Source organism: Streptomyces sp. NPDC057565 (assembly GCF_042801455.1).
GTDB lineage: Bacteria > Actinomycetota > Actinomycetes > Streptomycetales > Streptomycetaceae > Streptomyces > Streptomyces yanii.
Genome location: NZ_JBHVFU010000001.1, coordinates 122,229 through 146,318 on the forward strand (window position 1 = coordinate 122,229; position 24,090 = coordinate 146,318).

Sequence of the window (24,090 nt, forward strand, 5' to 3'; positions counted from 1 at the left end):
GCATAGCGATCAACCCCACGCTGTCCATGGCCGATCATGGCCGTCCCGTACCCGCCAACGGCCCTGCGGCATCGTTGCGAGCCCTGCTCGACGCCACCCACCGTCAGCGAACTCGAGACCGATCGGAAAGGAAGCGGAGCCCGGAGACCAAGAAGGTTGTGGTCCGCGGCGACGGTGGCGCCGCCAGGGCGTGCCTCAGGGGCCGTTGAAAACGGCCCCTGAGGTGCACCCGCCCAGCGCCCCTACGGCTGTCCCAGCGACAACCGGTCGAGGTCGGGCGCGGACTTCCGGTCGTTGTAGACCCTGATCGTGTGGGACCCCGCGGTGAGCGTCACCGGTACGGAGGTCGTCTGCGGGGTGCTGTTCCCGATCCCGCTCACCGCCGCCTCGACCGGCGCACCGCCGTCGACGCTCACCAGGAACGAACGGTCCCCGTTCACCGTGTAGTCGATGAACAGCGGGTACGTCCCCGCCCGGTCCACGGTGACATCGGGGAACAGGACATCGGCCGCCGCACTGCCTCCGATGTTGCGTACTTTCTCCCCGCCGGAGCAGGGCGAGCAACCGGTGAGCCCGGCGGTGCCGAGCCTGTTCCGCGAGTCCTCGGCCTCGCGCATGAACACCCGGTCCGCCGGGCGCGGCCGGATGCCGACGTTCTGCGTCACCGTGTGCGGGGTACCGAGCGTCAGGAACTCCGCGGTGACCGGCACCGTCGTCGGGGTGACGTCCGCACCGGGAGGCGAGAGCAGCGTCCACCGCGCCTTCAGCGTCTGGCCGAGCCGAAGCGACGACGTCGTCGCCGGGCCGCCCTCGACCGTCCACCCCGCGGGCGCCTTCGGGGCGAGCCGAACACCGTCGAGCGCATCATCCGCGTCCAGCCGCAGTTCCGCCGTCACCTGGACGGACTGCTGCCCGGCGCCGACCCACTGCAGCCCGTGGGGCTCCACCGTCATGGTCGTCTTCGGGACGTACGACGTCGGTGGCAGCGGTCCGACGGCGATCCGGTCGAGACCCGGTCCCCGGGACGCCGTGCTGAACACCTCGACCGTGTTGGCCCCGGCGGTCAGGGGCACGGAGACCGCCGTGGACCCCGGCACGTCCGGGTTGCCCGCCGGCACCGGCACGTCGATCGCCGCCGCGCCATTGACGCGTACGGACAGCGAGGCCGCGGCACCGGCGGTGTGGTCGAGCTGGAGCCGGTAGTTCCCGGCTTCGGCGGCTGTCACGTCGTGGAAGGTGACGGAGTTACGGGAACCGCCGCCGAATCCGACCAGCCGCGCCGACCCCGAGCAGGCCCCGCACGCGGACGCCCGTACAGCGCCGTCCCGGTCATTGCGCCGTGACTCCGCCTCCAGCGGCACCTGCGCCGAGCCCGACACCGGCGCCCCGTACGCCACCTTGATCTCGTCGATCCTCAGTCGGCCGAAGAAGTCCGGCGCCTGCGGACCGGCCCAGGTGTTGCGGACGTCGAGCTTCAGATAGCGGGCCTTCTGCTCACCGATGTCGATGAGCTGCACTCCGCGAGCGCTCGGCAGAGCGCCGGCCCGGACCGTCCTCCAGTGCCTGCCGTCGTCGCTTGCCGAGACCGCGTAGTCCTTGATCCGCGCCGAGTCCTCCGGCCTGCCGAAGGTCGACCGTGCGTGCGTCGGCGACCACTCGCGCTGGTTCACCGCGAGCAAGGTCGCCCTCCGGAGGTTTCCGAGGTCGATGGTCACGGAGGCGGGAAGCCTTCCGTCGCTGTCCCAGTAGTTTCCGTCGCTTCCGTCGACGACCGCCCCGCCGGGGTGCCCATCGGCCGCCGACGAGGCAGTGGCCCGCAGGGACTTCTGTGGGTAGTAGGAGTGCTGCCGGCCGTCCGTCTCGACCTTGAACACCGTGTCGTACGGATCCCAGTCGGCGATATCGAGGATGGTCAGGTAACCCCCGGACTGGCTGAAGGCCACGTCCTTGCCGGTGCGCACATCGGTCACCCGGGTCGCCCGGTAGCCGTTGTCGCGCAGCCGGACCATGTCGGTCCGGGGCCGGGTCACCACATGCACGTACTGCGTCACCGCGCCCGGCCCGACGGTGATGACGCCGTGCGCACCGTCGTTCCAGAATCCGGGCTGCATCCCGCCGTACATGTAGCCGCCGCCCTCGGTGCCCTCCAGCGAGGACCGGATCGGGGCGGTCCACCCGGCCATGAAGTCGTTGTAGGCCTGCTGGCTCGGCGGGAACCTGCCGTTCACCATGGCCGTCTCCGCCATCAGCGACTTCATGGACGAGCCCGCGTTGGTGATGTACCGGCCGGTGCTCAGCCGGAAGTCCACCGGGTGGTCCTTGCCGTCGTACCACCAGTCGCCGCTCGTCGGCAGCTTGTAGTCGCCTTCCGAGATGCGCGGCATCGGTGTGAAGGCGGCCGACGGGTAGTCGTACGCCGGAGTCATGCCGGTCTTCTGCTCATTGCTGACCGTGTCCATGATCGGCGTGTCCTCATTGTTGTTGGTCAACAACCAGGACGGCCGCTTCGCCCGGATCTGTTCGTAGAGTTGGTGGCTCTCCCAGTACTCGTTGTCGTTGTCGATCCAGAACCCGGCCAGATCCGGGTAGTTCTCCATCACCTCGAAGAACTGGTCGTAGCTGAACCGGCCGAACCCCTCGCGGGTCGTCAGATCGACCTTCTCACCCTTGTATGCCGAGTAGGCGTCCGAGTCGAGGGTCCGCACACCCGCCACCTCGTTGTGCCACTGCGGATCGTCGGTCATGTACAGCATGACCTTGATGCCCTTGGCCTTGCCCGCGTTCACGAGTTCGCCGAGGAAGTCGCGGTCCGTGGAGCAGCTGCCGGGGATCTTCGAGGGCCAGGGTCGGGCATAGCCGAGCCTGCTGTGGAAGGTGGCCAGGACGATGTAGGAGGCATCGAGCTTGCGTGCCTCGTCGACCCAGTAGTCGGGGGACCAGCCGCCCGCGGTGACATCGTGCTCCCACGTCGCGCAGTCGGTGTGGCGGGGTGCGGTGAACATGCCCCAGTGGAGGAACAGGCCGGCGGTGGACTCCCTCATCCACTGCTGGCGCGGATGCTGGACCTCGGCGGTGGCGGCGGGCGCGCCGAGGAGCGCCGCTGTCACGGCGAGGACCAGGGAGAGACAGAACAGCCGCCATCTCTGCCCTACGGATGAGCTGTGCGGTACGAATGCCATGGCCGTCGCCCTCTCGCTGGGGGCCGATGCGCGTGGAGGCAGGGGAGCCACTCACGAAGACATCCGATGCTTGCAATGCTGATATCCGGGGTCAAGTCTCCAGGCAGGCAACTGGGCGGTAAATTACGGCAATTGATGCGAGCCGCGTGTGTGCGCGGAACCAACACATCGGATGAGTCGGTGCAAAGGCGGACGTTGAGCAGAGGGACGGGCTGGCGGTTCGGAAGTGCGTGCGATTAGCATCTACTCCTGGCATGGACACCCTCACACTCTGGCAACTGGCGGCGCTGGCCGCGGCATCCACGCTCGTCGGCTTCTCCAAGACGGCCGTCAGCGGTGCCAATACGATCAGTCTCGCGGTCTTCGCGGCCGTACTCCCGGCCCGCGAGTCCACCGGAGTTCTGCTCCCGATCCTCATCGCGGGCGATGCGCTCGCGGTCTTCACCTACCGCAGACACGCCCACTGGCCGACGCTGCTGCGGCTGTTCCCCGCCGTCGCCGTGGGCGTGGTGATGGGCACCGTCTTCATGATGTGGGCCGACGACGACGCCGTGAGGACCTCGATCGGCGCGATCCTGCTCTTCATGGCGGGCGTCACCGTCTGGCGGCGCCGCACCGGAGCCGACAGCAAGGTGGCTCCGGACGAGTCCGGCGGCCCGTCCGGGGCAGGCAGGCTCAAGGCCCGTTCGTACGGGGTGCTCGGCGGTTTCACCACCATGGTCGCCAACGCGGGCGGCCCGGTGATGTCGCTCTACCTGCTGTCCGCGGGCTTCCGGAAGCTCGGCTTCCTCGGCACATCGGCGTGGTTCTTCCTGATCGTCAACACCTCCAAGGTGCCGTTCAGTGTGGGCCTCGGCCTTATCGACGCGCAGTCGTTGCTGCTGGACGCGGCCATGCTGCTGTTCGTCGTCCCGGGCGCGTACCTCGGCCGGAAGTGTGTGGACCGGATCAACCAGAAGCTTTTCGAGCGACTGGTGCTCGGTGCGACCGTGCTCGGCGGACTCCAGCTGTTGCTGCGCTGACCGCATCCCATGGAATGACAGAACCCTCCCGGACCGGACGGTCCAGGAGGGTTCGAGGAGAAACCTGAGGAGAGCGCGGAAGCCGTCGTGTCAGACGATGTCCGCGGCGATCTCCGCCTGTTCGCGGGCGTTCCCGTACGCCGACGGCGTGCTGTAGGAACGGCGCGCGACGAACCACCAGATGGTGGCCAGGGCCAGTACGGCGACGAGCGCGACCGACGCGTAGTTCATCGAGTCGATGGTCACCGGCGACGACTGCGGAAGCAGGAACAGTACGGTCACGATGGCCACCCACACCACGGCGATCCAGCCGATCGGCTTGGACCAGCGGCCCAGGTGCCAGGGCCCCTGCTCGAAGCGGTTTCCGGCGCGCAGCTTCAGGAAGATCGGGATCGCGTAGGCGGGCGTGATGCCGATGACGTTGATCGCGGTCACCGCACCGTAGGCGGTGGCCGAGTACAGCGACGGCAGCGCCAGCAGTCCGGCGACGGCGACCGACAGCCACACGGCGGGTACGGGCGTCTGGGTGCGGGCGCTCACCTTGCGCCACAGCGCCGAACCCGGCAGGGCGTTGTCGCGGCTGAACGCGAACACCATCCGGCTGGCGGCGGCGACCTCGGCGTTGCCGCAGAACAGCTGGGCGGCGATCACGATCAGCAGCATGGCGGTGGCGCCCGAGGTGCCGAGCGCGTCGATCAGGATCTGGGCCGGAGGCACACCGGTGGCGCTCTCCTGGGTGCCCGCGTAGTCCTGGATCGCGAACGTCAGACCGGCGAGCAGTACGAAACCGGCGATCCAGGAGACCCAGATCGCGCGGACGATGCCGCGCGCCGCCGACACCGAGGCGTTGGAGGTCTCCTCCGACAGATGGGCGGAGGCGTCGTAGCCGCAGAAGGTGTACTGCGCCAGCAGCAGGCCGATCGCCGCCACATAGAGCGGGTTCTCCCAGCCCGTGTCATTGACGAACTCGGTGAAGACGAACGACGGCGACTGGTGGTCGGAGGGCACGATCGCCAGCACGCTGACGATCACGGCGACGCCGGCCAGGTGCCACCACACGCTGATCGAGTTGAGCACGCTGACCAGACGGACACCGAAGAGGTTCAGCACGGCGTGCAGCAGCAGAATGCAGAGGAAAATGATCATGGTCTTGCCGGGGGTGGGGGTGAAGCCCCACTGCAGGTTCATCAGCGCGCCGGTGAACAGCGCGGCGCCGTAGTCGATACCCGCGATCGCGCCGAGCAGGCCGAGCAGGTTCAGCCAGCCCGTGTACCAGCCCCACTTGCGGCCGCCGAGCCGGTCGGCCATGTAATACAGCGCCCCGGACGTCGGGTACGCGCTGGTGACCTCGGCGAGCGCCATGCCGACGCAGAGGACGAACAGGCCGACACCGGCCCAGCCCCACAGCATCACCGACGGGCCGCCGGCCGACATGCCGAAGCCGTACAGGGTCATGCAGCCGGACAGGATCGAGATGACGGAGAAGCTGATGGCGAAGTTGCCGAAGCCGCCCATGCGACGGGCCAGCACCGGCTGGTAACCGAGTTCGCGCAGTCGCTGCTCCTCGTCCTTCTGGGGAGCGGCTTGCGCGCCCGGCTGGGTCGAGGTGGGTATGGACATGAGGGGAAACCTCCGTGAAAGGGAAGCGGTCGGGGACGGTTTGTTGTGTGTGGGGGGAAACGTGCCGGGGTCAGTCGTGCGGTCCCCGGCGCGGTTCGGGTGCCGCCGCGAGACAGCGGGTCCGGGCGCGCAGATACACGTCCTCGGCGCCCGAAGGGTCGCGGGGGTCGGGGGCGCGATAGGCCCAGGGCAGCGTGGTGAAGTACGGGCCGAGGGCCCGGAACACCGGTGCCGCGTCGGCGAATTGCAGGGCGCCCCACAGGGAGTGGGCGAGGTGGTTGACGTCGAGCAGGGAATGCCTGGTCGGATCTGTGCGATGGAACCAGAGGTGCAGGGCCCGTTCGGCATCCCGCTCGGCGTCCTCGGTGACCCAGTGGAGATCCAGCGCCTTCTCATGACCGCGCTCACGGCGGTACCGCTCGACCCGCACGTACAGCGGGAGAGCATGGAGCGCGGATCCCTCGGGAGCCGAAGAGGCCGCCCACTGAGCGAAATTGACCGCCTCGGAGAGGGTTCCGCCGGCCTTTCGCGCGTACACGAACTGGAGCATCCGGTGGTAGGCCTCGCGGTTGTAGGGATCGCGCCGGTCGGCCTCCGCCAGCAGCCCCCACGGGCCGGGAAAGAGCATGGGGCCCGGCGGATGCAGCCGGTGCTCCTGCAGTTCCTGGCGCTCGTCCAACTGTGACAGGGCCAGCAGACACACCCAGGGCACCGGGTCGGCGGGGGTGGTGTGGGTGGCCGCCCTGCAGGCTTCCCAGGCCTCCTGCCACAACTCCTGCGCCCGGTGATGCCCCTCGCGGTGGGCGCGCACGGCACGCTCGACCACGACCCGCGCGTGCATCACGGCAGCCGCGACACTCCGGGGTTCCTCGGACAGCCAGGCCTGCACCGCGTCGGAACCTGCGGCGACCGCGCCGAGCACCTGGGTGCGCTGGGTCCACAGCGTCCAGTCCGGGGTGCTTTCCAGCAGATTCCGCATGGATACCCAGCGGCCGGTGCGCAGGTCCTGTAATGCCGCACGTAAGTCGTTGTCGTGCCCGGCCGGGTGATAGACCGGTCGGAAATCACTGGTCGCCATGGACTCCCCCCGCCCCCGTGCACGGCAGCGAATCCGCGCATAAGCGGACGTCCCGGGACGCGCGATGCCGGCGCCCGCGGCATGGTGTCGGTCTCATCAATCCTCAAGGGCGTGGGGGGTGAAGTAGCTGTTGAAAATCGAACTGCCGGAAAGCGTCCGATTGTTGCTCGGCGGTGAGTGTAGAGCGCGTTGTACCGATCTCCTGACCGATTCGCGGATCTTACTCAAGTCACCTGAGATGGAAGGATGTTGACCATCATTTGGCCATTCCGCAAGGTGTGGAATGCGGGAGCTTGACGTACGCGGTGGTCTGCACCAGTCTGTGCGTCAGCGACCGTTGATCACGATTCCGTTCAAGCCGTAGAGCTTCCGCACAGCAGGAGTGTCGATGACAGGCCCCGTGCTCGCCGTCGACCAGGGCACGTCCGGCACCAAGGCGCTGGTGATCTGCCCGGAACGAGGCGTGATCGGTTCCGGTGCGGCCCAGGTGCGGCCTCGGTACGAGCCCGGAGGAGTGGTCGAGGTCGATCCCGCCGAACTGTTCGGATCGGTCGTCGAAGCCGGACGGCAGGCGGTGTACGAGGCGGGTGAACCGGTGGTCGCCGTCGGGCTCGCGAACCAGGGCGAGACCGTGCTCGCCTGGGACCCGGCAACCGGTAAGCCGCTCACCGACGCAATCGTCTGGCAGGACCGCCGGGCCGAATCGGTCTGCAGCGAACTCGCCGGACACGAAGATGAGTTGAGGCAACTCACCGGGCTGCCGCTCGACCCGTACTTCGCCGCACCGAAGATGGCCTGGATCCGCCGCGAGCTGACCCGCGAGGGTGTCGTCACCACCAGCGACTCCTGGCTGGTCCACCGGCTGACCGGGGCGTTCGTCACGGATGCGGCGACCGCCGGCCGTACCCAACTGCTCGACCTCGACCGGGTCGGCTGGTCACCCGCGGCTCTGGACATCTTCGGCCTCTCCGGCGAACGGCTCCCGTCCGTCGTCGACGCCGCCGGCCCGGTCGGTACCACGACGGTGTTCGGCGGCGAACTCCCCCTGACCGGACTGCTCGTCGACCAACAGGCCGCCCTGCTCGCCCAGGGCGCGCTGCAGGCCGGCACCGCCAAATGCACCTATGGCACCGGCGCCTTCCTCCTCGCCCAGACCGGGCCCACGCCCCGCCGCGGCTCCACCGGACTGGTCAGCTGTGTCGCCTGGCGGCTCGGCGGCCGTACCAGCTACTGCCTCGACGGGCAGGTCTACACCGCCGCGTCCGCCGTCCGCTGGCTCACCGATCTCGGAGTGATCTCCGGCGCGGCTGAGCTCGACCTCGTCGGCACGGGCGTCCCCGACTCCGGCGGTGTCACGTTCGTACCGGCGCTCGCCGGGCTCGCCGCACCGTGGTGGCGCAGCGATCTGCGCGGCTCGGTGACGGGACTCGGACTGGACACCACCGCCGGCCACCTGGTGCGCGCCCTGTGCGAGGGTATCGCCGCCCAGGTCGTCGAACTCGCCGACGCCGTCGCCACCGACCTCGGCGGACCGCTGACCTCGCTCCGGGTGGACGGCGGCCTGACCCGCTCCGCGCTCCTCATGCAGACCCAGGCCGACCTGCTGCAGCGGCCGGTCGAGGTGTCCGCACTGCCGGACGTCACGGCACTCGGGGCCGGGGCCGTCGCCCGGCTCGGCGTCGACCCGAAACTACCGCTCCAACAGGCCCTACCTGCATGGGAACCGGCCGCCGTGTACGAACCCCGGATCGGCGCGGACGAGGCCGCCGAACGCCTCGCCCGATTCCGGGCCGCGGTGAAGACCCTGCTGGACCGCGCATGACGCCGACGGTCACCACGGCCAAGGACCTGGTCCACAACTTGCCCGACGGCGGCGCGGCGTACGACGTCACCGTCATCGGCGCAGGCGTCGTCGGCACCGCCCTCGCCCGTGAGCTGGCCCGCTACCCGATCCGTACCGCCCTCGTCGACGGGTCCGACGACATCGGCAACGGCACGTCGAAGGCCAACACCGCCATCCTGCACACCGGTTTCGACGCCGTCCCCGGCTCACTGGAAGCCCGTCTCGTACGCGAAGGGCAGCGCAGGCTCGCCGCGTACGCGGCCGCGACCGGCATCCCGGTCGAGCGCGTCGGCGCGCTCCTCGTCGCCTGGGACGAGGACCAACTCGCCGCACTCCCCGGCCTGCTGGCCAAGGCGGAGCGCAACGACTACCACGCTGCGCGGATCATCGACGCCGGCGAACTGCGTGCCCGCGAACCCCATCTGGGCCCCGGCGCGCTCGGGGCGCTGGAGATCCCGGACGAGAGCATCATCTGCCCCTGGACGACCCCCCTCGCATACGCCACCCAGGCCGTCCGCGCCGGAGTCCATCTGCACCTCGACTGCCGCGTCCAGCAGATCGACAGCGGCGCGGACATCCACACCCTCACCACCACCCGCGGACCGCTGCGCACCCGCTACCTCATCAATGCCGCCGGACTGTACGCAGACGAACTCGACCGGCAACTGGGCCACGAAGCCTTCACCGTCACCCCGCGCCGAGGCCAGCTCATCGTCTTCGACAAGCTCGCCCGCGCACTGGTCGACCACATCCTGCTGCCCGTACCCACCGAGGCGGGCAAGGGCGTCCTGGTGGCACCGACCGTCTTCGGCAACGTCCTGCTCGGACCCACCGCCGAGGAACTGGACGACAAGACCGCCACGGGATCCAGCGCCGAAGGGCTCGCCCTTCTGCGCGAGAAGGGCCGGCGGATCCTGCCCGAACTGATCGACGAGGAGGTGACCGCCGTCTACGCCGGACTGCGCGCCGCCACCGGTCACGAGGACTACCGAATCCAGGACTACCCCGACCAGCGGTACATCGCCGTCGGCGGCATCCGCTCCACCGGCCTGACCGCCTCCATGGCCATCGCCGCGTACGTCACCGAACTGCTGGCCGCCACCGGCCTCGACCTCGGCACCCCGGCCGAACTGGAGCCCCTGACCATGCCCAACCTGGGCGAGGCATCTCCCCGCCCCTACCGGCGCGCCGACCTCATCGCCCGGGACCCGGCCTACGGCACCCTCGTCTGCCACTGCGAAGGCGTCTCCGCGGGCGAGATCCGGGACGCGCTGGCCAGCACGGTCCCGCCGCGGTCGAAGGAGGGACTGCGCCGCCGGACCCGGGCCGGCGGCGGGCGCTGCCAGGGGTTCTACTGCGGGGCCGCGGTCCGCGCCCTGATCGAGGAGGCCACGCCATGACCCGGCGCGAGCGAACCGTCGATGTGCTGGTCGTCGGCGCCGGACCGGCCGGCCTCGGCGCCGGGGCCGAACTCGCCGCATCCGGCGCGGGCCACGTCGAGATCCTCGAGCGCGAACAGGTCGCGGGTGGCATCCCACGCCACTGCTTCCACGGCGGATTCGGGACCGGTCGCGCAGGGGGAGCGGTGACCGGCCCCGGGTACGCCCGGCAGTGCGTGGCCGCCGCGGTAGGGGCGGGAGCCCGTCTGCGTACCGGAATCACCGTCACCGGCTGGGCCGGACCACGCACCGTCGACACCACCGGACCCACCGGACTCGAACGCATCACCGCCCGCGCGGTCGTCCTCGCCACCGGCGCCCGCGAACGGCCGCGCAGCGCCCGGCTCGTCCCCGGCAGCCGCCCGTCCGGCGTCTACTCCACCGGCGAACTCCAGCAGGCCGTCCATCTCTTCGGCCAGCGGATCGGCACACGGGCGGTCGTCATCGGCAACGAACCCGTCAGCCACGCGGCCGCCGACACCCTGCGCGTGGCCGGAGTCGACGTGGTCGCCCTGGTCACCGACCAGCCACCGTCCCTGCCGACCGCCCTCGCCCCGCTTGTCGTGCGGGCGCGGCATCGCACACCGCTCCTCACCCACGCCACCGTCACCGGGCTCACCGGCCGGGAACGGCTCACCGGAGTCGGCCTGCGCCACCACGACGGCCGGACCACGACCCTGCCCTGCGACACCGTCGTCTTCACCGGGGACTGGATCCCCGACCACGAGCTGGCCCGGCGCGGCGCACTGACCCTGGACCCCGGGACCCGCGGACCCGCGTACGACGCCTCGTACCGCACCTCCGAGACCGGTGTCTTCGCCGTCGGCAATCTGCTGCATGCGGTGGAGAGCGCGGGCACGGCGGCAGCCGAGGGACGGGCCGTGGCCGCCCCGGTCCTGCGTCGGCTGGCGACGGGGGACTGGCCCGCCGAGCGTCCCGCACTCGCCGTCGATGCCCCGCTGAAGTGGATCGCACCGAACCTGTTCGACCCCGACGGCGCCCGGCCGCTCCACGGCCGCTTCATCCTGCGCACCGCCCGTCGACTGCCCCGACCGCACCTCGTCGTCGGCCAGGACGGACGCGTACTCCACCGGCAGCGGCTGCTGCTGCCCGCCGAACCGAACCGGCCGTTCCGGATGCGCGCCGACTGGCTCGATCGCGTCGATCCGCACGGCGGAACCGTGCGGATCACAGCAGTCTGAACCGGCCGGGCGTCAGGGGATCAGCAGCCAGTCCGAACCGATCGCCGCCACCAGGCCGACGGCCAGCAGCCAACTCCCCAACCGCGTACGACCGTTACGGCTGAGCTCGATGACGATCCCGCACAGGATCAGCGCCAGCCCGTACACCCCGACGACCAGAACGGACGACCGGCTCGCGATCCGCAGCGCCAGCACGACCGCCATCGCCGCCATGCCGACCGAGGAGAGCACGATCCGCAACCGTCTGGCCTGACGCGGCGTCAATCTGCGGTCCCCGGCCTCCGCCTCCTCGACCTCGGCGCCGACCTCGACCTCGACTTCGATCTCTGTGCCGTTCGTGTCGCCGTCGAGGGCGGCTATCGGGGTGTCCACGGACTGGTCCTGGTCAGAAGTGCTCATGACGCGGGATGGTAATAGTTTCGCGGCGCCGTGTTCACCGCTCCGTGCGACGGTTGCCGAAAACGGACGTCGCCATCCGGCTCATCCGCCCTCCCGTCGCAGCCGGGGCGCCTCCTCGGCCGCGTCCACCGTGCGCCCGCCACCCGTCTCCACCCGCCCGGCCAGCTCCTGCGCCCAGCCGGTCAGCGCATCGATTCCGATCCCGTGCGCCGACGCGTTCCCGTACGCCGAGAGGGCCGCCGCGCCCCGCCGCAACAGCCGTGCCCCACCCGTCGCATTGCCTCGCGCCGCATGCGTCAGCCCCACCGCCAGCTGCGCGAGTCCGCGCCACAATTCCCGTTCCGCATCCGGGCCCGACTTCCACGCGTCCTCGAACACCTCGTGCGCGTGGAACGGCATCCCCGCGTCCAGCAGCCGCTGGGCCTCCAGCAGCGTCTCCTCGGGGGAGCGCACCACCCCCTCCGGCTGCCGCTCCACCCCGGGCGCCCCGTACGGCAGGGGGCGCCCCAGCCCGTCACGGGGGCGCGCACTGCGCGCCCGGCCCTCTGCGTCGCGGTCCCTGCGAGTCTCGTCCACCCGTCGATTGTGCCCCGCACCTGCGGCGAACTGTCGGAACCACTGTCCGCGGGCCCTCGCGCACGACTAGGCTCGGCAGTAATCCGCAACACTAGGGGAGGGTAGGCATGAAGCCGTCCCGGCCGCTGTACGAGCGCGAACCGGAACTCGCTGCCGCCGCACAAGCCGTGGATGCCCTCTGCGGCGCCCAGGCAGCCGGGGGGCTGCTGATCTTCAGTGGTGAGGCAGGCATCGGCAAAACAGCTCTGCTCACCGAGATCCGGACCATGGCCGTGGACCGCTGCACAATCTGGTCCGCACGCGGCGGCGAGACGGTGACATCCGTCCCGTTCCACGTCGTACGCCAACTCCTGCAGCCCGCACTCGACCAGTTCCCGCCCGACGAGGTACGCGGTCTGTTCGGCGCCTGGTTCGAGGTCGCCGCACCCGCCCTCGGACTCGCCGAGCCCAGCGGCCCGCAGCCCGACCCGCAGGGTGTGCGCGACGGACTCGACCACGTCGTATCGCGCCTCGCCTCCCGGCTGAGCCACCGTCCGCTGCTGCTGATCATCGACGACGCGCACTGGGCGGACGGCGAATCCCTCGCCTGGCTCGCCTCGTTCACCGCGCGCCTCGGCGAACTGCCCGTCCTCGTCGTCCAGGCGCACCGTCCGGAGGAACTGGCGACGCGGACGGGGGACGGCGGCAGCCACCCCGCCCAGGTCCGGGTCGCACTCCGCGCCCTCACGCCCGACGCCACAGCGGAACTGGTCCGGGCCACTCTCGGCGACCACGCCGACGCCCCGTTCTGCCGCGAGGTGTGGGCCGTCACCGGTGGCAACCCGTACGAGGCGGTCGAACTCGTCGCCAAGGTGCAGGACCGCGAACTGGTTCCCGTGGAGGAGTCGGCCGGACTGCTGCGCGAACTCGGCGCCTCGGCCCGCGGCAGCGGACTCGTCGACCGGCTCGAACGGCTCGGCACCAACGCCAACCGGTTCGCCTGGGCCGCCGCCGTTCTCGGCACCGACATCTCCCAGGACCTCGCCGCCACCCTCGCCGGAATGAGTCCCGCCGAGGCCGCCGACTGCACCGCGCGGCTGCGCGACGCCCGTATCGTCAGCGGTTTCGACCCGCTGGAGTTCGTCCACCCGCTGATCGCCACCGCCGTGTACCGCTCCATCCCGCCGGCCACCCGCACCGCCATGCACGGCCGCGCCGCCTGGGCGATCACCCGCGCCGGACTCGGCGCCGCCGCTGCCTCCCGCCACCTCCTCGAAGTCCACCCGGACGACGACCAGGAACTGGTCGAGCAGCTCCGTGAGGCGGCCGGACAGCATCTCGCGGTGGGTGCCCCCGAAGCCGCCCGCCGCTGCCTGGAACGCGCCCTGCAGGAACCGCCGCGCCACCAGGTGCGGGCCACGCTGCTGTACGAGCTGGGCTGCGCGACACTCCTCAGCTCCCCGCCCACCACCGTGCAGCATCTGCGGGCCGCCCTCGATCTGCCCGGACTCGCTGACGAGGTGCGCGTCGACGCCACCTTCCGGCTCGCCGCAGCCCTGTCCCACAACAACCAGCTGAAGGAAGCGGCACTGGCTCTCGCCGCCGAGACCGGCCGCACCGCCCCCGGACCGGGCCGGATGCGGCTCCAGGCCGCGCACTTCATGTGGGAGGGCATGCAGGCCGCCGAGGACGACGGCCCCGGCCGCTCCCGCAGACTCGCCGGCAACGCCGACCATCTCACCGGCCGCGACAACACCGAACGCGCCCTGCTCACGCTGCGCGCCTTCGACGCCATGCTCCGGGGCGAGGACTGCCAGCTCGTCGTCGATCTCTGCGAACGCGCCCTGGTCGACGGGCGCCCGGCCCGCGGACTCGGGTGGACCGACACCGAATGGGGCTTCGAGTTCCCCACCACGGTGGGGATCACCTATGCCTTCACCGACCAGCTCGACCGGGCCGAGGCGCTGTTCAGCGAGGCCGTCCGCGCCTTCGAGATCTCCGGCTGGAGCGGCGCGCACCTTGCCTTCGCCCACACCCTCCTCGGCCTCGTCCACCGCCGTCGCGGCAGGCTGGCCGAGGCCGAGGGCTTCCTGCGCGAAGGGCTGCGTCTCGCCGACCGCGTGGGCAGCGGCCTTCCCGTCCACTGGGACGCCGCCTGCCTGCTCATCGACACACTGCTGGCCCGGGGCCGGGTCACCGAGGCCCGCACGACAGCTGACCAGTACAACTTCGGGATGCCCTATCCCAGCGCGATGGTCCTCCCGGACGCACCGTGCGTCCGCGGCCGCCTCCTGCTCGCCGAAGGCCGTACGAAGGAGGCTGTGGCCGAACTCGAAGCAGCCGGCCAGGCTCTTGAACCGCGCGGCCGGTTCAACGGCGTCTGGGCGCCATGGGCGGGCGACCTCGCCCGCGCCCTGGCCGACGAGGACCCGGGCCGCGCAGCCCAGCTCGCCACCTCGGCCCGGGTGCACGCCGAACGCTTCGGCACGGACACCGCGATCGGCGAGGCCCTGCGCTGCGTTGCCCTGTTCGCCCGCCCCGAGGACGCCCACCATCTGCTGGCCGACGCGGTCCGGCACCTGGAGGCGTCCCCGTCCGCGTACGAGCACGCCCTGGCCCGTGTCGACTACGGCATCGCGATCCGCTCCCCGCGCGAGCTCGCCCGAGCCCAGAAACTGGCCACGGCGTGCGGTGCCGAAGAGCTTGCGACCCGCGCCCATCAGGCACGGACGTCAATCAGGTCCGCGGAGTGAGGTAATGTTTGTCCTGCGAGGTCACCCGGGAACACCGGGCGGAATCGCATCGGGACGTGGCGCAGCTTGGTAGCGCACTTGACTGGGGGTCAAGGGGTCGCAGGTTCAAATCCTGTCGTCCCGACAGTGATGTCGAACTTCAGGGGCCGTTTGCGAACGGCCCCTGAAGCGTTTCCGGGAGTGCTTTGGGAGCCCTCTTCCGCTCCCAGCGCTCCGGGTAGGCGTCAATCTGGAATTGACCGGGGGCGTCCCAGTCGGTCGCTCCCAGACGCTCCACGACTACGCCCGCCACTTCTACGGGCATCGGCCGCACCAGGGCCGGGATCAGCTCGCGCCCCTCGACGACCCCGATGCCATCCCCTGTCGCCGGTCCGGATCGAGCGTCGACAAGCCGTTGCAGGCCTCACCCATGAGTACCGCCGAGCCAGCTGATCACTCGACAAAAGCCCGGCCCACGAAATGTGAAGCCATCCTGAAGCGGTACGGGTCACCGGCGGTTCAGCGCCGGGTCGGACAGCCCGATGTTCAGCACCTGGGACAGAAAGCTGTCCGCCGTACCACCGGTGAGCTGCTGCGGCATCGCAGCCAGCGCAGCCCGCTGCTCGCGCAGGATGTCCGCGAGTCGCGCGACCTCCGACGTGTCGCCCGCCGCGTCCGCCCGCAGGAGTTCCACGGCGGTCCGGCCGGCCTCCCCGTAGGCGCCGAGTTTCTTCAGCCACGGTCCGGCCTGTGCGGCAAACGCCGGGTCGCCCATGTCGCGCTCGATCCGACCAGGAGCGACCGCCAACGAGCCGAAGTACGTCTCCAGGTCGGCCAGCGCGTCCGCGTCACCGGGCTTGTCCCACACGGCCGCCACCAGAGCCTTCAGCCGGCCCGCGTCCGCCGTCGACTTCAGTGGCCCGCTCCGCGAGTTCTCCGCGAACACCTTCAGCGCCGGGTAGGCCTTCCCGCCCAGCTCGCGCAGCGCCCGGTCCCAGGACGCCTCCGGGTCGTACGTGGTCGTGTTCCAGGTGAAGTCCGCCGCCGTGAACAGGGCGATCAGGGACGGCGCGTGCTGGTTCATCTGGTTCGTGGTGATGCCCTCGACCGTGCCGGTCAGTGCGGGGTCGCGGTCGGTCAGCGGGCCCAGGTGGAGACGGTTGGGTGCGTAGTCGTTCACGGGGTAGTTGTCGAAGATCAGCATGTTGCGGTTGCCGTACGCCGCCTTTGCCGCGGTCGCCTGCGCGTCGGTGATCTGCGGGGAGACGACCTCCGGCCCGGTCCAGTAGATCGAGGTGTCCTTCTCCACCAGCTCGTTGTACCGCTTCTTGTACGAGGACGGCGTCGCGTTCCAGTACTCGGTGGGGATGGTGATCAGCCGGCTGCCCGGGTGGGACCTGATGAAGTCGGTGTACACGTGGTTCGTGACGTATGCCTGGGCCGCAGCCTTCGGGTTCGCGTCGCCGCCGAACTTCGTGCGGTCGGCCGCACAGCTGATCGGATTGGACACGTCGTCCCAGCCGAGTGAGATGTTGCGAACGCCGATGTCGTACAGCTGCTGGAACCGGGCGAGGACGAGCTTCAGCTCCTCGGGATCCGCGTGGCAGATGCCGTACCCGGGTGCGGTCGGCGCCTCCGGGCCGAGCCGGTAGATGAACCTGATGTGCCGCTTCTTCGCCTCCGCGACGATCGTCCGCAGCTCCTCCAGCCGCGCACCGCTGTACGGCTCTCGCCACTTCTGCGCAGCGTTGTGCGGATCGCCGATGCGTGGGTGGTAGAGGAACGTGTTCTGTTTGTGCGCGCCCAGAAAGCGGATCTCGCGCAGCTCGTCCTCGTACGACCACTTGGCGCCGTAGAAGGACTCCTGACCGCCGCGGGTCGCGAAGTCCGGCCAGTCGCGGACGGTGGCGGAGACGACCTTGCGGCCCGCGAACAGTTGCCGGAAGGTTTCGGCGGCGTAGTACGTGCCGGCGCCGTCCACGCCGTCCAGGACGGTGCGTTGCCGAGAGATGGAGGCGACATACCCGCCCGCCTCGAGGCCCACGGTGGCGGAGGACGTGGGACGCGTGTCGACGTACACCGGGTACACACCCGGGCGGCTGGCCGATGCCTGGGTGACCTCGCGTACGCCGGCCGCCCGCAGCGCCTCGGTCACGGTCTCCACGGCCTGCGGATCGCTCTCCGTGTCGTGCACCACCATGGCGCGCTGCGGCATCGGGAACTTCTTGCCGTACGAGATCTCGTGCGGGACGGGTGAGACGGCCGGTGTCCGGTGACTGCCTGTGCCCGTCGCTTGCGCCACCTCCGATAAGGCCCTGCTTCGGAGTGAGGATGAGCCGAACGTAAGGTCGCGCAGTTCACTGCCCGCGGGCGATGCCGGCTGCGGGTCGTCCAAGGCCCGAGCCGGAACGGCGACCAGGGCCATCGCCAGCGCCGTGATCACCCCTGTGAGGGCTGATCGCAGGGGACGTTGCATGCCTACCTCCTCGTAAGGCGGCCCGCCACAAGGATGCGGGCGGAGTGGTGGAGCCGGTTTCGTGGTGGCGAGGCCGACCACAGTGTTCAACCTGTCGCGGCGGAAAGACGTGTATGGCCAGTGGCTAACAGCGCACTGGGCAGGCTCCGTGCGGTGTGTAGCCGCAGATGACACCGATCGTTGCGACGCCGTCGGCGACGGCCAGGGGCGGCCGTCTTGGGCGCCGCGAGGTCCGACCGGAGGCCGTGGTACTTGTCATGACTGCCTCTTTCATCCGTCGACGTGGTCGAAGTGGGTGAGTGTGAGCAGTGCGTCGTCCATGGGCAGCGTCCAGGTGCCAGTGGCCGCTGCGGCGGCCAGGCCGAGGGCGCCGTCCAACGGTTCGCCGTCGGATGCGGTGAGGCGTGCGCAGGGACGGAGTTCGCGCAGCCGTTTCTCGAACGCGGCGAGCAGCGCGTCGCCGATCCGGAAGAGTCTGCCGGTACGCCCGATCGGAGCGTGGGCGTCGTCGGGGGCCGCGGCGTGCGCCGTCTCGGCGAGAGCCCGCCCGGCCCGGACCAGGATGGAGTTCGCCTGCGCGTCGCCGTCGCGGGCGCAGGCGGCGACAGCAGGAGCGAAGCTGGACAGTAGGCCGGCGCGCTGCGGGCTGGTCTGGATCCGACCGGGCAGTTGCTCCGGCGGTCCGAACCGTCGAACGAGTGCGTCCAGCAGTTGGATGGAGCCTTCCGGACGACCGTCGTAGGCGCGCAGGGCCGCCGCCAGGCCCTCACGCCCGATCCAGGCACCGCCGCCGTCGTCGCCGAAGAGGTGCCCCCAGCCGTCGGTCCGGCGCCAGCCTCGCTCAGGGTCAAGACCCAGGGCGACGGCACCGGTTCCGGCGGCGATCACCACCCCCGGACCGGTGCCGATCGTCGCGGCGTAGGCGGTTACCGCGTCGCTCGTCAGCACTACTCGGCGCACGCGGAAGCGGTCGGCCAGTGTCTGCGGCAGCCGGTCACGCAGTTCGTCGCCGAGCAGCGCGAAGCCGGTGGCACCCACCGCAATGGTGTCGGCCGTGCCGAGCATGCCGGTGGTGGAGTCGGCCAGCAGTGTCTCCACTGCCGGAACGACCACTCCCAGTACGGCGGCGGCATCCAGGCCGTCCGCGCCGATCTTGGCGGGGACTGACCGGTCCGACCGGAGGGCGGGCGCGTTCGAGCCCAACTCCATGACGCCGACGCGGACTCCGCTGCCGCCCACGTCGACGCCGACCACTCGCGTCGCGGTCATGATTCGGGAACCGGTTTCACTGCCGAGTGGAGTACAGCCTTGACCGAACCTCCATTGCGTTCGAGCAGATGACGGGCGTGGTCCGTGGGAAGGTCGGCGAGCAGGCCCACCAGGGCTACCCGGGTATCGCCGTCGGCGGCGGCCAGCGCCAGGCGGGCGGTGTCCGCGTCCACTCCGGCTGCCTCGCACAGGAGACGTACACTGCGGCGCCGAAGTTTGTCGTTGACCGCGGTCAGCGACACCATCAGGTTCGAGTAGGTGCGTCCGCAGCGGACCATCACCGCGGTGGAGAACGTGGTGAGCACCAGTTTCTGAGCGGTGCCGGCCTTCATCCGGGTGGATCCGGTGACCGCTTCAGGACCGGTCGCCAACGCGATGTGCAGGTCGGCTTCGGCTCGCAGAGGCGCGCGCGGATTCGCCGACACCAGCGCGGTGGCGGCGCCGGCGGCACGGGCTCGACGCAGCGCCCCGCCGACGTAGGCGGTGGCACCACTCGCGCTGAGCCCGATGGCGAGATCCGGCCCGGTGACCTCGGCCGCGTCCAGCGCGCCGGCGTCCGCGTCGTCCTCGACATCCTCCACGGCATCCGTCATGGCTGCGGGGCCGCCTGCCAGGTGTGCCACGAAGACGCGCGGCCCGACGCCGAAGGTCGGTATCACTTCGGCAGCGTCGAGCACTCCGAAGCGCCCGGAGGAGCCGGCGCCGAAGTAGTGGATGCGGCCGCCGCCGCGCAGGGCGTCCACGCCCATGGAGACCAGGTGTGCGATGTCCTCGCGTACGGCGCGCACGGCAAGCAGCGCCTGTCGGTCCTGGCCGGTGATCCGGTCGACGAGTTCGGGCACGCTGAGTTCGTCCAGGTCGTGCGTCGCCGGGTTGCGGGCCTCGGTCAGTGGCACCGGAGCGGTGTCCCTCGAAGTCATGGTCGTTCCTTTCCTTCGCTGGTGCCGTTTCCGCTCACGGCCCGGTGCCGCTCGACCGCGCGGTGGGCGAGGCTCAGCGCAGCGTTGGTGGCATCTGGGCCGCTCGCCTGAGCCAGGCGTACGTACAGGCAGTCCACAACGAAGAGTTGGCCGATGCGGCTGATGGTGGCCCCGCTACGGAAGGGCGCCTCCCGTCCGGCGGAACACAGCACCAGATCGGCCAGCGCGGTGATGGGGGATCTGCTGTCATTGGTGAGCGCGAGGGTTGATGCGCCGTGCAGGGATGCCTCGCGCAGTGGGTCGAGAGTCTCCTGGGTGCGGCCGGAGTGCGAGATTCCCACAGCCACATCGCCCGGCCCCAGATGCGCTGCGTTCATCAGGGCACGGTGCACATCGCTGAACGCGGAGCAGGGCAGCCCCAGATGCTGCAGCTTGTACTCCATGTCCGCGGCCACGAGTCCGCTCGACCCGACGCCGTACACCTCGATCCGCCGGGCTCGGGCAAGCAGCCGGCTCGCTGCGTCCAGAGTTGTCGCATCGAGCTGTTCCACGCTGTCCTGGATGGCGCTGGCGTCTGCGTGTGCCATCTTGACGATGACCTCGGCGGCTGTGTCGTCGGGCTCGATGTCTCCTTGCGTACCGACACGCAGCCGCCACCCGGAGTGCGCATGCTGCACCGCCGCGGCGAGAGCCAGCCGCAGCTCGGGATAGCCGGTGAGCCCCAGGCGGCGGCAGAACCGAGTCACCGAGGTGTCCGACACCTCAGCACGTCGGGCGACTTGAGAGATGCTCAGCTGGGCGACGTTGGCCGGGTCTCCCAGTACCACCTCTGCTATCGCCTGCTCCTTCGCGGACAGCGAGGGCAGGAGTCCGCGAAGCCGGACCAGCACACCGGCAGTGCGGTCGTTCGGGGAGACGTCCTCTTCGCTCATGTGGAAGTTCCCAATCTCAGTCCGAGTTAGCGTGAATCCTCAACGTGCGGCCTGTGTCTGTCAAGGGTCCGGACGTCCCATCCCTCAGCGAGATGAGATGAAAAATATAGGATCTACTCGACCGCGAGGAAGGTTGGGCGTGCCGCCAGAGGTGTGCGCGGCGCGCGCAGCTGGTTGCAGCGCCCCGCAGCGTTACGTGGACTGCCCGGGTGGCTGGTGTCGGTCGGTAGTGGTGAATCCGTCAAGTACCGGATAAAGATGCCATTTTGGCTACGGCAGCGGATGCGGAGAGGGTTGCCTGGGCGTGGTCCACGTGTCGACAGCCACGGGGCGGCGGGCTTCAACGGGCTCGGGAGATCTCCCTGCCGAACGTCTTGACGTTCCCTCGAAGGCGGAAAATCATATAGGCCATGCCTCGGGCGTCCCGCAGAGGGAGACCTTCCCGTGCCTTCGCGAGCACGGTTGATCGGTGCCTGGCGATCGGCATACATTCCACGACCGAAAGGGACTGGCCTTGACCAGCAGCAAGGGCATGACGCGACGCAGAGTGCTCACGACGATGTCGGGAGCCCTGGTCGCCACCTCCCTCGGTGGACGGGCGGTCGCCGATGATTCGGCCGGTGCGTCTTCCCCGGATTTCCAGGCAGCGATTCAGCCGGTGGACCCAGGGGTGCAGATCTTCGGTACCGAGGGCTGGTACACCTGGGGTGGTACCCCTGTCCGTGGCCGTGACGGGGCGTATTACCTCTTCTATTCACGCTGGCAGGAGGGTTCGGCCGGCCGCGGTCCGGACCCCTCGGAGAAGATCTTCTACGGCTTCAGTGGCTGGATGAAGTACAGCGAGATCGCCGTCGCGGTCTCGCCGGGCCCTCAGGGTCCGTACCGGCACGTGCGGACCGTTGTTCAGGGGACGGGAGACCCCGGCCGTTGGGACCGCTACAACGCGCACAACCCGCACATCCGCTACTTCCAGGGCCGTTACTACCTGTACTTCATCGCCAACAACCCGGCGAACACCCCCGAGCCGTGGTTCTCCAAGCAGCCCACTCTCTGGCTGCAGTACCACGCCGGCCAGCGCATCGGTGTGATCAGCGCCCGCACCCTGGAGGACCTGATCGCCGGCCGCGGTACCCGCAGCGACACCCCCATCGCCGGACCCGACTACGTGAACACCTTCCAGATGGTGGTCAACCCGTCCGTCACCGAGGCCCCCGCCGTGGACGGTCGTCCCCGCTACCTCATGACGTACAAGACCTGGAACGCCAACGGTGTCTACATCACCGTCGTCGGCCAGTCCGACCGCCCCGAGGGCCCCTTCCCCTACACCGCCACCGCCCTGGGCACCGCCGAGACCCAGGCGGAGGATCCGTATCTCTGGTACGACCGTGCCGACCGCCGCTTCTACGCGATCGTCAAGGACTTCTACAAGGGAGCCGACCGGACCCACGCACTCACTCCCCAGTACGGAGCACTCGGCATGGTCACCTCGACCGACGGCCTCACATGGAAGCCGGCCGCACACCCGGTGGTCTCGCTGAGGCAGTTGAGGCTCACCGACGGCACCCTGATCACCCTCGGCTCGCTGGAACGCCCCCAGCTCCTCTTCGACCACAACGGCCGCCCCGTCACACTGCATTGCGCCATGGCCCGCGGCAGCGCCGCCGCCGGCTCCCAGAACGTCGCCATCCCACTGCGTTGGCCCTAGCAACGCAGTCCGTGACGCGAGACCGCACCGGTAGTCGACCACGCACGTGGATGGATGCGGTCGTGCTGTTCTCAACACACCTTTCCTCTGTGATCACTGCGACACTGGAGATGCGTATGGGTTCCCTCCGCCGCTTCGGGCATCGGCCGCTGACCATGGTCTGCGCGCTGGCCCTGTCCGCCGGGATCGTCACTACCGGCACGGCTCTCGCGAAGCCGATGGCTGTACCGCAGAAGTATTTCGTCGACTGTTCCGGGAAGTCGGTCGCCGACGAGCACGCGCAACCGGGCACACGCGCCCGGCCGTTCGCCTCGCTGGCACAGATCAACGGTCGCACGCTGCGTCCGGGCAGCGAGGTCTATCTCGCGCGCGGCACGACCTGTGAGGGCACTTTGGTGCTCGACGATTCCGGTACCGCGACCCGGCCGGTACGGGTCGGTTCCTATGGCGATCCGGACCGGTCCGCACCGCGCATCGATGCGGCCGGTGCCCAGCAGGCCGTGCTGGTGTCCGACGCGGAATACGTCCACGTCACCGACCTCGAACTCACCGCCCCAGGCGACCACTCCGCTCCGCGACGGGGCGTGTACGTGCTTGCGAAGGACACCGGGCCCATCCATGGCATCGAACTGCGGGGACTGGCCATCCACGACGTGCGCGGCATCCTCAACGGGCCCCGCACCGGCAACGGCAAGTTCGGTGCCGCATCCGGCGGCATCGTCGTCGAGGCGCAGGGCACGACGACACCGACGTGGTACGAGAACCTGCGCATCGAGGACAACAACCTTCGGGCAGTGGACCGTGAGGGCATCTACACCTGGTCCAACTGGTGCCGTCGGCCAGAGCTCGGCACCTTCTGGGACGACGTGTGCGATGCGCCGTACGCACCTTCGCGGGGCACGATCATCCGCGGCAACAGGCTGTCCGACATCGGCGGCGACGGGATCGCCGTCAAGATGAACAACAACGCGCTGGTCGAGCACAACACACTGGCCGGCTTCAACATGCGCTCCGGCACCTACAACGCCGGCATGTGGACGGCCAACAGCGAGGATGTCACCTTCCAGTACAACGAAGCGTCAGGCGGCCACACCACACTCGACGGCATGGCCTGGGACGTCGATCACGCCACCCGCGGCATCGTCTACCAGTACAACCTCAGTCACGACAACGAGGGCGGCTGGCTGCTGCTGTGCCCGACCACGACCGGAATCCGGGACTTCGTGGTCCGCTACAACATCAGCATCAACGACCGCTTCCGCGGGGTGGAGAACTGCTCCGGTCACATCGCCTCCGGCGCGGTCCACAACAACACCGTCTACATTGGCGACGGCGTCTCCCAAGTCGTGGTCAACGAGAACAACAGCCAGCCCCGCCAAGTGGACTTCGTCAACAACATTATCCACAAACAAGGTACAGGCACCGCGTCCTTCCGGCTGCGATCCGGTCGGTTCGCCTTCGACCACAACCTCTTCTACGGCGTGCCACAACCACCCGGCGCGACCGTCAGCGTGCTCGCCGACCCGCTGTTCGTCGCTCCCGGAACCAATGCCCCGGCCGGCTACCACCTGGGCGCCACCTCCCCCGCACTGGGTGCGGGTGCCGTCGTGCCGGACACCGCACCACACGACTTCTTCCACACCCCCGTGCCGCCGAACGAACCACCAACCATCGGTGCGGCACAACAATGACCGGATCTGACACGACGTCCTCCGCACC

The 24,090-nt window shown here is 69.7% G+C and carries 16 protein-coding genes and 1 tRNA gene; 8 read left to right on the forward strand and 9 right to left on the reverse strand.

The genetic code is table 11. The annotated features are described in order from the left end of the window. Positions 1–242: 242 nt before the first annotated feature. Positions 243–3,179 (reverse strand): alpha-L-fucosidase, encoded by a 2,937-nt coding sequence (locus ACFU8W_RS00575; RefSeq protein WP_384030900.1) that lies wholly within the window; start codon positions 3,177–3,179, stop codon positions 243–245. Positions 3,180–3,433: 254 nt separating this feature from the next. Between ACFU8W_RS00575 and ACFU8W_RS00580 the strand changes: the two genes are divergently transcribed. Beyond that, on the forward strand, positions 3,434–4,201 hold the full coding sequence (locus ACFU8W_RS00580; protein WP_384030902.1) for a sulfite exporter TauE/SafE family protein: 768 nt from the start codon (positions 3,434–3,436) through the stop codon (positions 4,199–4,201). A 90-nt stretch (positions 4,202–4,291) separates the two neighbouring features. Here the strand turns inward: ACFU8W_RS00580 and ACFU8W_RS00585 are convergent, their stop codons facing one another. Both ACFU8W_RS00585 and ACFU8W_RS00590 read right to left on the reverse strand, forming a co-directional pair. After that, positions 4,292–5,821 (reverse strand): amino acid permease, encoded by a 1,530-nt coding sequence (locus ACFU8W_RS00585; RefSeq protein ID WP_384030904.1) that lies wholly within the window; start codon positions 5,819–5,821, stop codon positions 4,292–4,294. Positions 5,822–5,891: 70 nt separating this feature from the next. Next, the gene (locus tag ACFU8W_RS00590) at positions 5,892–6,899 is read right to left on the reverse strand and encodes a hypothetical protein (RefSeq protein ID WP_384030906.1); all 1,008 of its coding nucleotides are present in this window, start codon (positions 6,897–6,899) and stop codon (positions 5,892–5,894) included. 388 nt (positions 6,900–7,287) lie between these two features. Here ACFU8W_RS00590 and ACFU8W_RS00595 point away from each other — a divergent pair, with 388 nt between their 5' ends. From ACFU8W_RS00595 to ACFU8W_RS00605, 3 genes are read left to right on the forward strand one after another with little or no spacing between them, the layout of a single operon-like run. Further along, on the forward strand, positions 7,288–8,721 hold the full coding sequence (locus tag ACFU8W_RS00595; protein WP_384030908.1) for an FGGY family carbohydrate kinase: 1,434 nt from the start codon (positions 7,288–7,290) through the stop codon (positions 8,719–8,721). After that, positions 8,718–10,142 carry an FAD-dependent oxidoreductase gene (locus ACFU8W_RS00600; RefSeq protein ID WP_384030910.1) on the forward strand — a complete coding sequence of 475 codons (1,425 nt, stop codon included), beginning with the start codon at positions 8,718–8,720 and terminating at the stop codon, positions 10,140–10,142. Before ACFU8W_RS00595 ends, ACFU8W_RS00600 begins: the two co-directional genes overlap by 4 nt. Continuing rightward, positions 10,139–11,383, forward strand: a complete 1,245-nt coding sequence (locus ACFU8W_RS00605) for an FAD-dependent oxidoreductase (RefSeq protein WP_384030912.1) — start codon at positions 10,139–10,141, stop codon at positions 11,381–11,383. The genes ACFU8W_RS00600 and ACFU8W_RS00605 overlap by 4 nt, the downstream gene beginning before the upstream one ends. Positions 11,384–11,395: 12 nt before the next feature. On the opposite strand, the gene ACFU8W_RS00610 is transcribed toward ACFU8W_RS00605, so the two are convergent. Then, positions 11,396–11,782, reverse strand: coding sequence for a hypothetical protein (locus ACFU8W_RS00610; protein WP_384030914.1), 387 nt, complete (start codon positions 11,780–11,782; stop codon positions 11,396–11,398). Between the two features lie 81 nt (positions 11,783–11,863). Beyond that, on the reverse strand, positions 11,864–12,358 hold the full coding sequence (locus ACFU8W_RS00615) for a DUF309 domain-containing protein (protein ID WP_345515796.1): 495 nt from the start codon (positions 12,356–12,358) through the stop codon (positions 11,864–11,866). A 107-nt stretch (positions 12,359–12,465) separates the two neighbouring features. Here ACFU8W_RS00615 and ACFU8W_RS00620 point away from each other — a divergent pair, with 107 nt between their 5' ends. Together ACFU8W_RS00620 and ACFU8W_RS00625 are read left to right on the forward strand one after the other, a co-directional pair. Then, complete coding sequence (locus ACFU8W_RS00620) at positions 12,466–15,090, forward strand: ATP-binding protein (RefSeq protein ID WP_384030916.1); 2,625 nt, start codon at positions 12,466–12,468, stop codon at positions 15,088–15,090. A gap of 50 nt (positions 15,091–15,140) precedes the next feature. After that, positions 15,141–15,214: transfer RNA gene (locus tag ACFU8W_RS00625), tRNA-Pro, on the forward strand. Between the two features lie 363 nt (positions 15,215–15,577). On the opposite strand, the gene ACFU8W_RS00630 is transcribed toward ACFU8W_RS00625, so the two are convergent. The 4 genes from ACFU8W_RS00630 to ACFU8W_RS00645 all read right to left on the reverse strand — a co-directional run bounded on the left by ACFU8W_RS00630 (position 15,578) and on the right by ACFU8W_RS00645 (position 20,666). Further along, the gene (locus ACFU8W_RS00630; RefSeq protein WP_384030918.1) at positions 15,578–17,545 is read right to left on the reverse strand and encodes a beta-N-acetylglucosaminidase domain-containing protein; all 1,968 of its coding nucleotides are present in this window, start codon (positions 17,543–17,545) and stop codon (positions 15,578–15,580) included. Between the two features lie 270 nt (positions 17,546–17,815). Then, positions 17,816–18,814, reverse strand: coding sequence for an N-acetylglucosamine kinase (locus ACFU8W_RS00635; protein ID WP_384030920.1), 999 nt, complete (start codon positions 18,812–18,814; stop codon positions 17,816–17,818). Next, positions 18,811–19,734, reverse strand: a complete 924-nt coding sequence (locus ACFU8W_RS00640) for an N-acetylmuramic acid 6-phosphate etherase (protein ID WP_384030922.1) — start codon at positions 19,732–19,734, stop codon at positions 18,811–18,813. Before ACFU8W_RS00640 ends, ACFU8W_RS00635 begins: the two co-directional genes overlap by 4 nt. Continuing rightward, positions 19,731–20,666 carry a MurR/RpiR family transcriptional regulator gene (locus ACFU8W_RS00645; RefSeq protein WP_384030924.1) on the reverse strand — a complete coding sequence of 312 codons (936 nt, stop codon included), beginning with the start codon at positions 20,664–20,666 and terminating at the stop codon, positions 19,731–19,733. Before ACFU8W_RS00645 ends, ACFU8W_RS00640 begins: the two co-directional genes overlap by 4 nt. A 514-nt stretch (positions 20,667–21,180) precedes the next feature. On the opposite strand from ACFU8W_RS00645, the gene ACFU8W_RS00650 reads away from it, so the two are divergent. Both ACFU8W_RS00650 and ACFU8W_RS00655 read left to right on the forward strand, forming a co-directional pair. Further along, complete coding sequence (locus ACFU8W_RS00650) at positions 21,181–22,371, forward strand: glycoside hydrolase family protein (RefSeq protein ID WP_384030926.1); 1,191 nt, start codon at positions 21,181–21,183, stop codon at positions 22,369–22,371. A gap of 89 nt (positions 22,372–22,460) precedes the next feature. Further along, a complete protein-coding gene (locus ACFU8W_RS00655) occupies positions 22,461–24,062 on the forward strand; it encodes a hypothetical protein (RefSeq protein WP_384030928.1) in 1,602 nt (533 codons plus the stop codon). Positions 24,063–24,090: the final 28 nt, after the last annotated feature.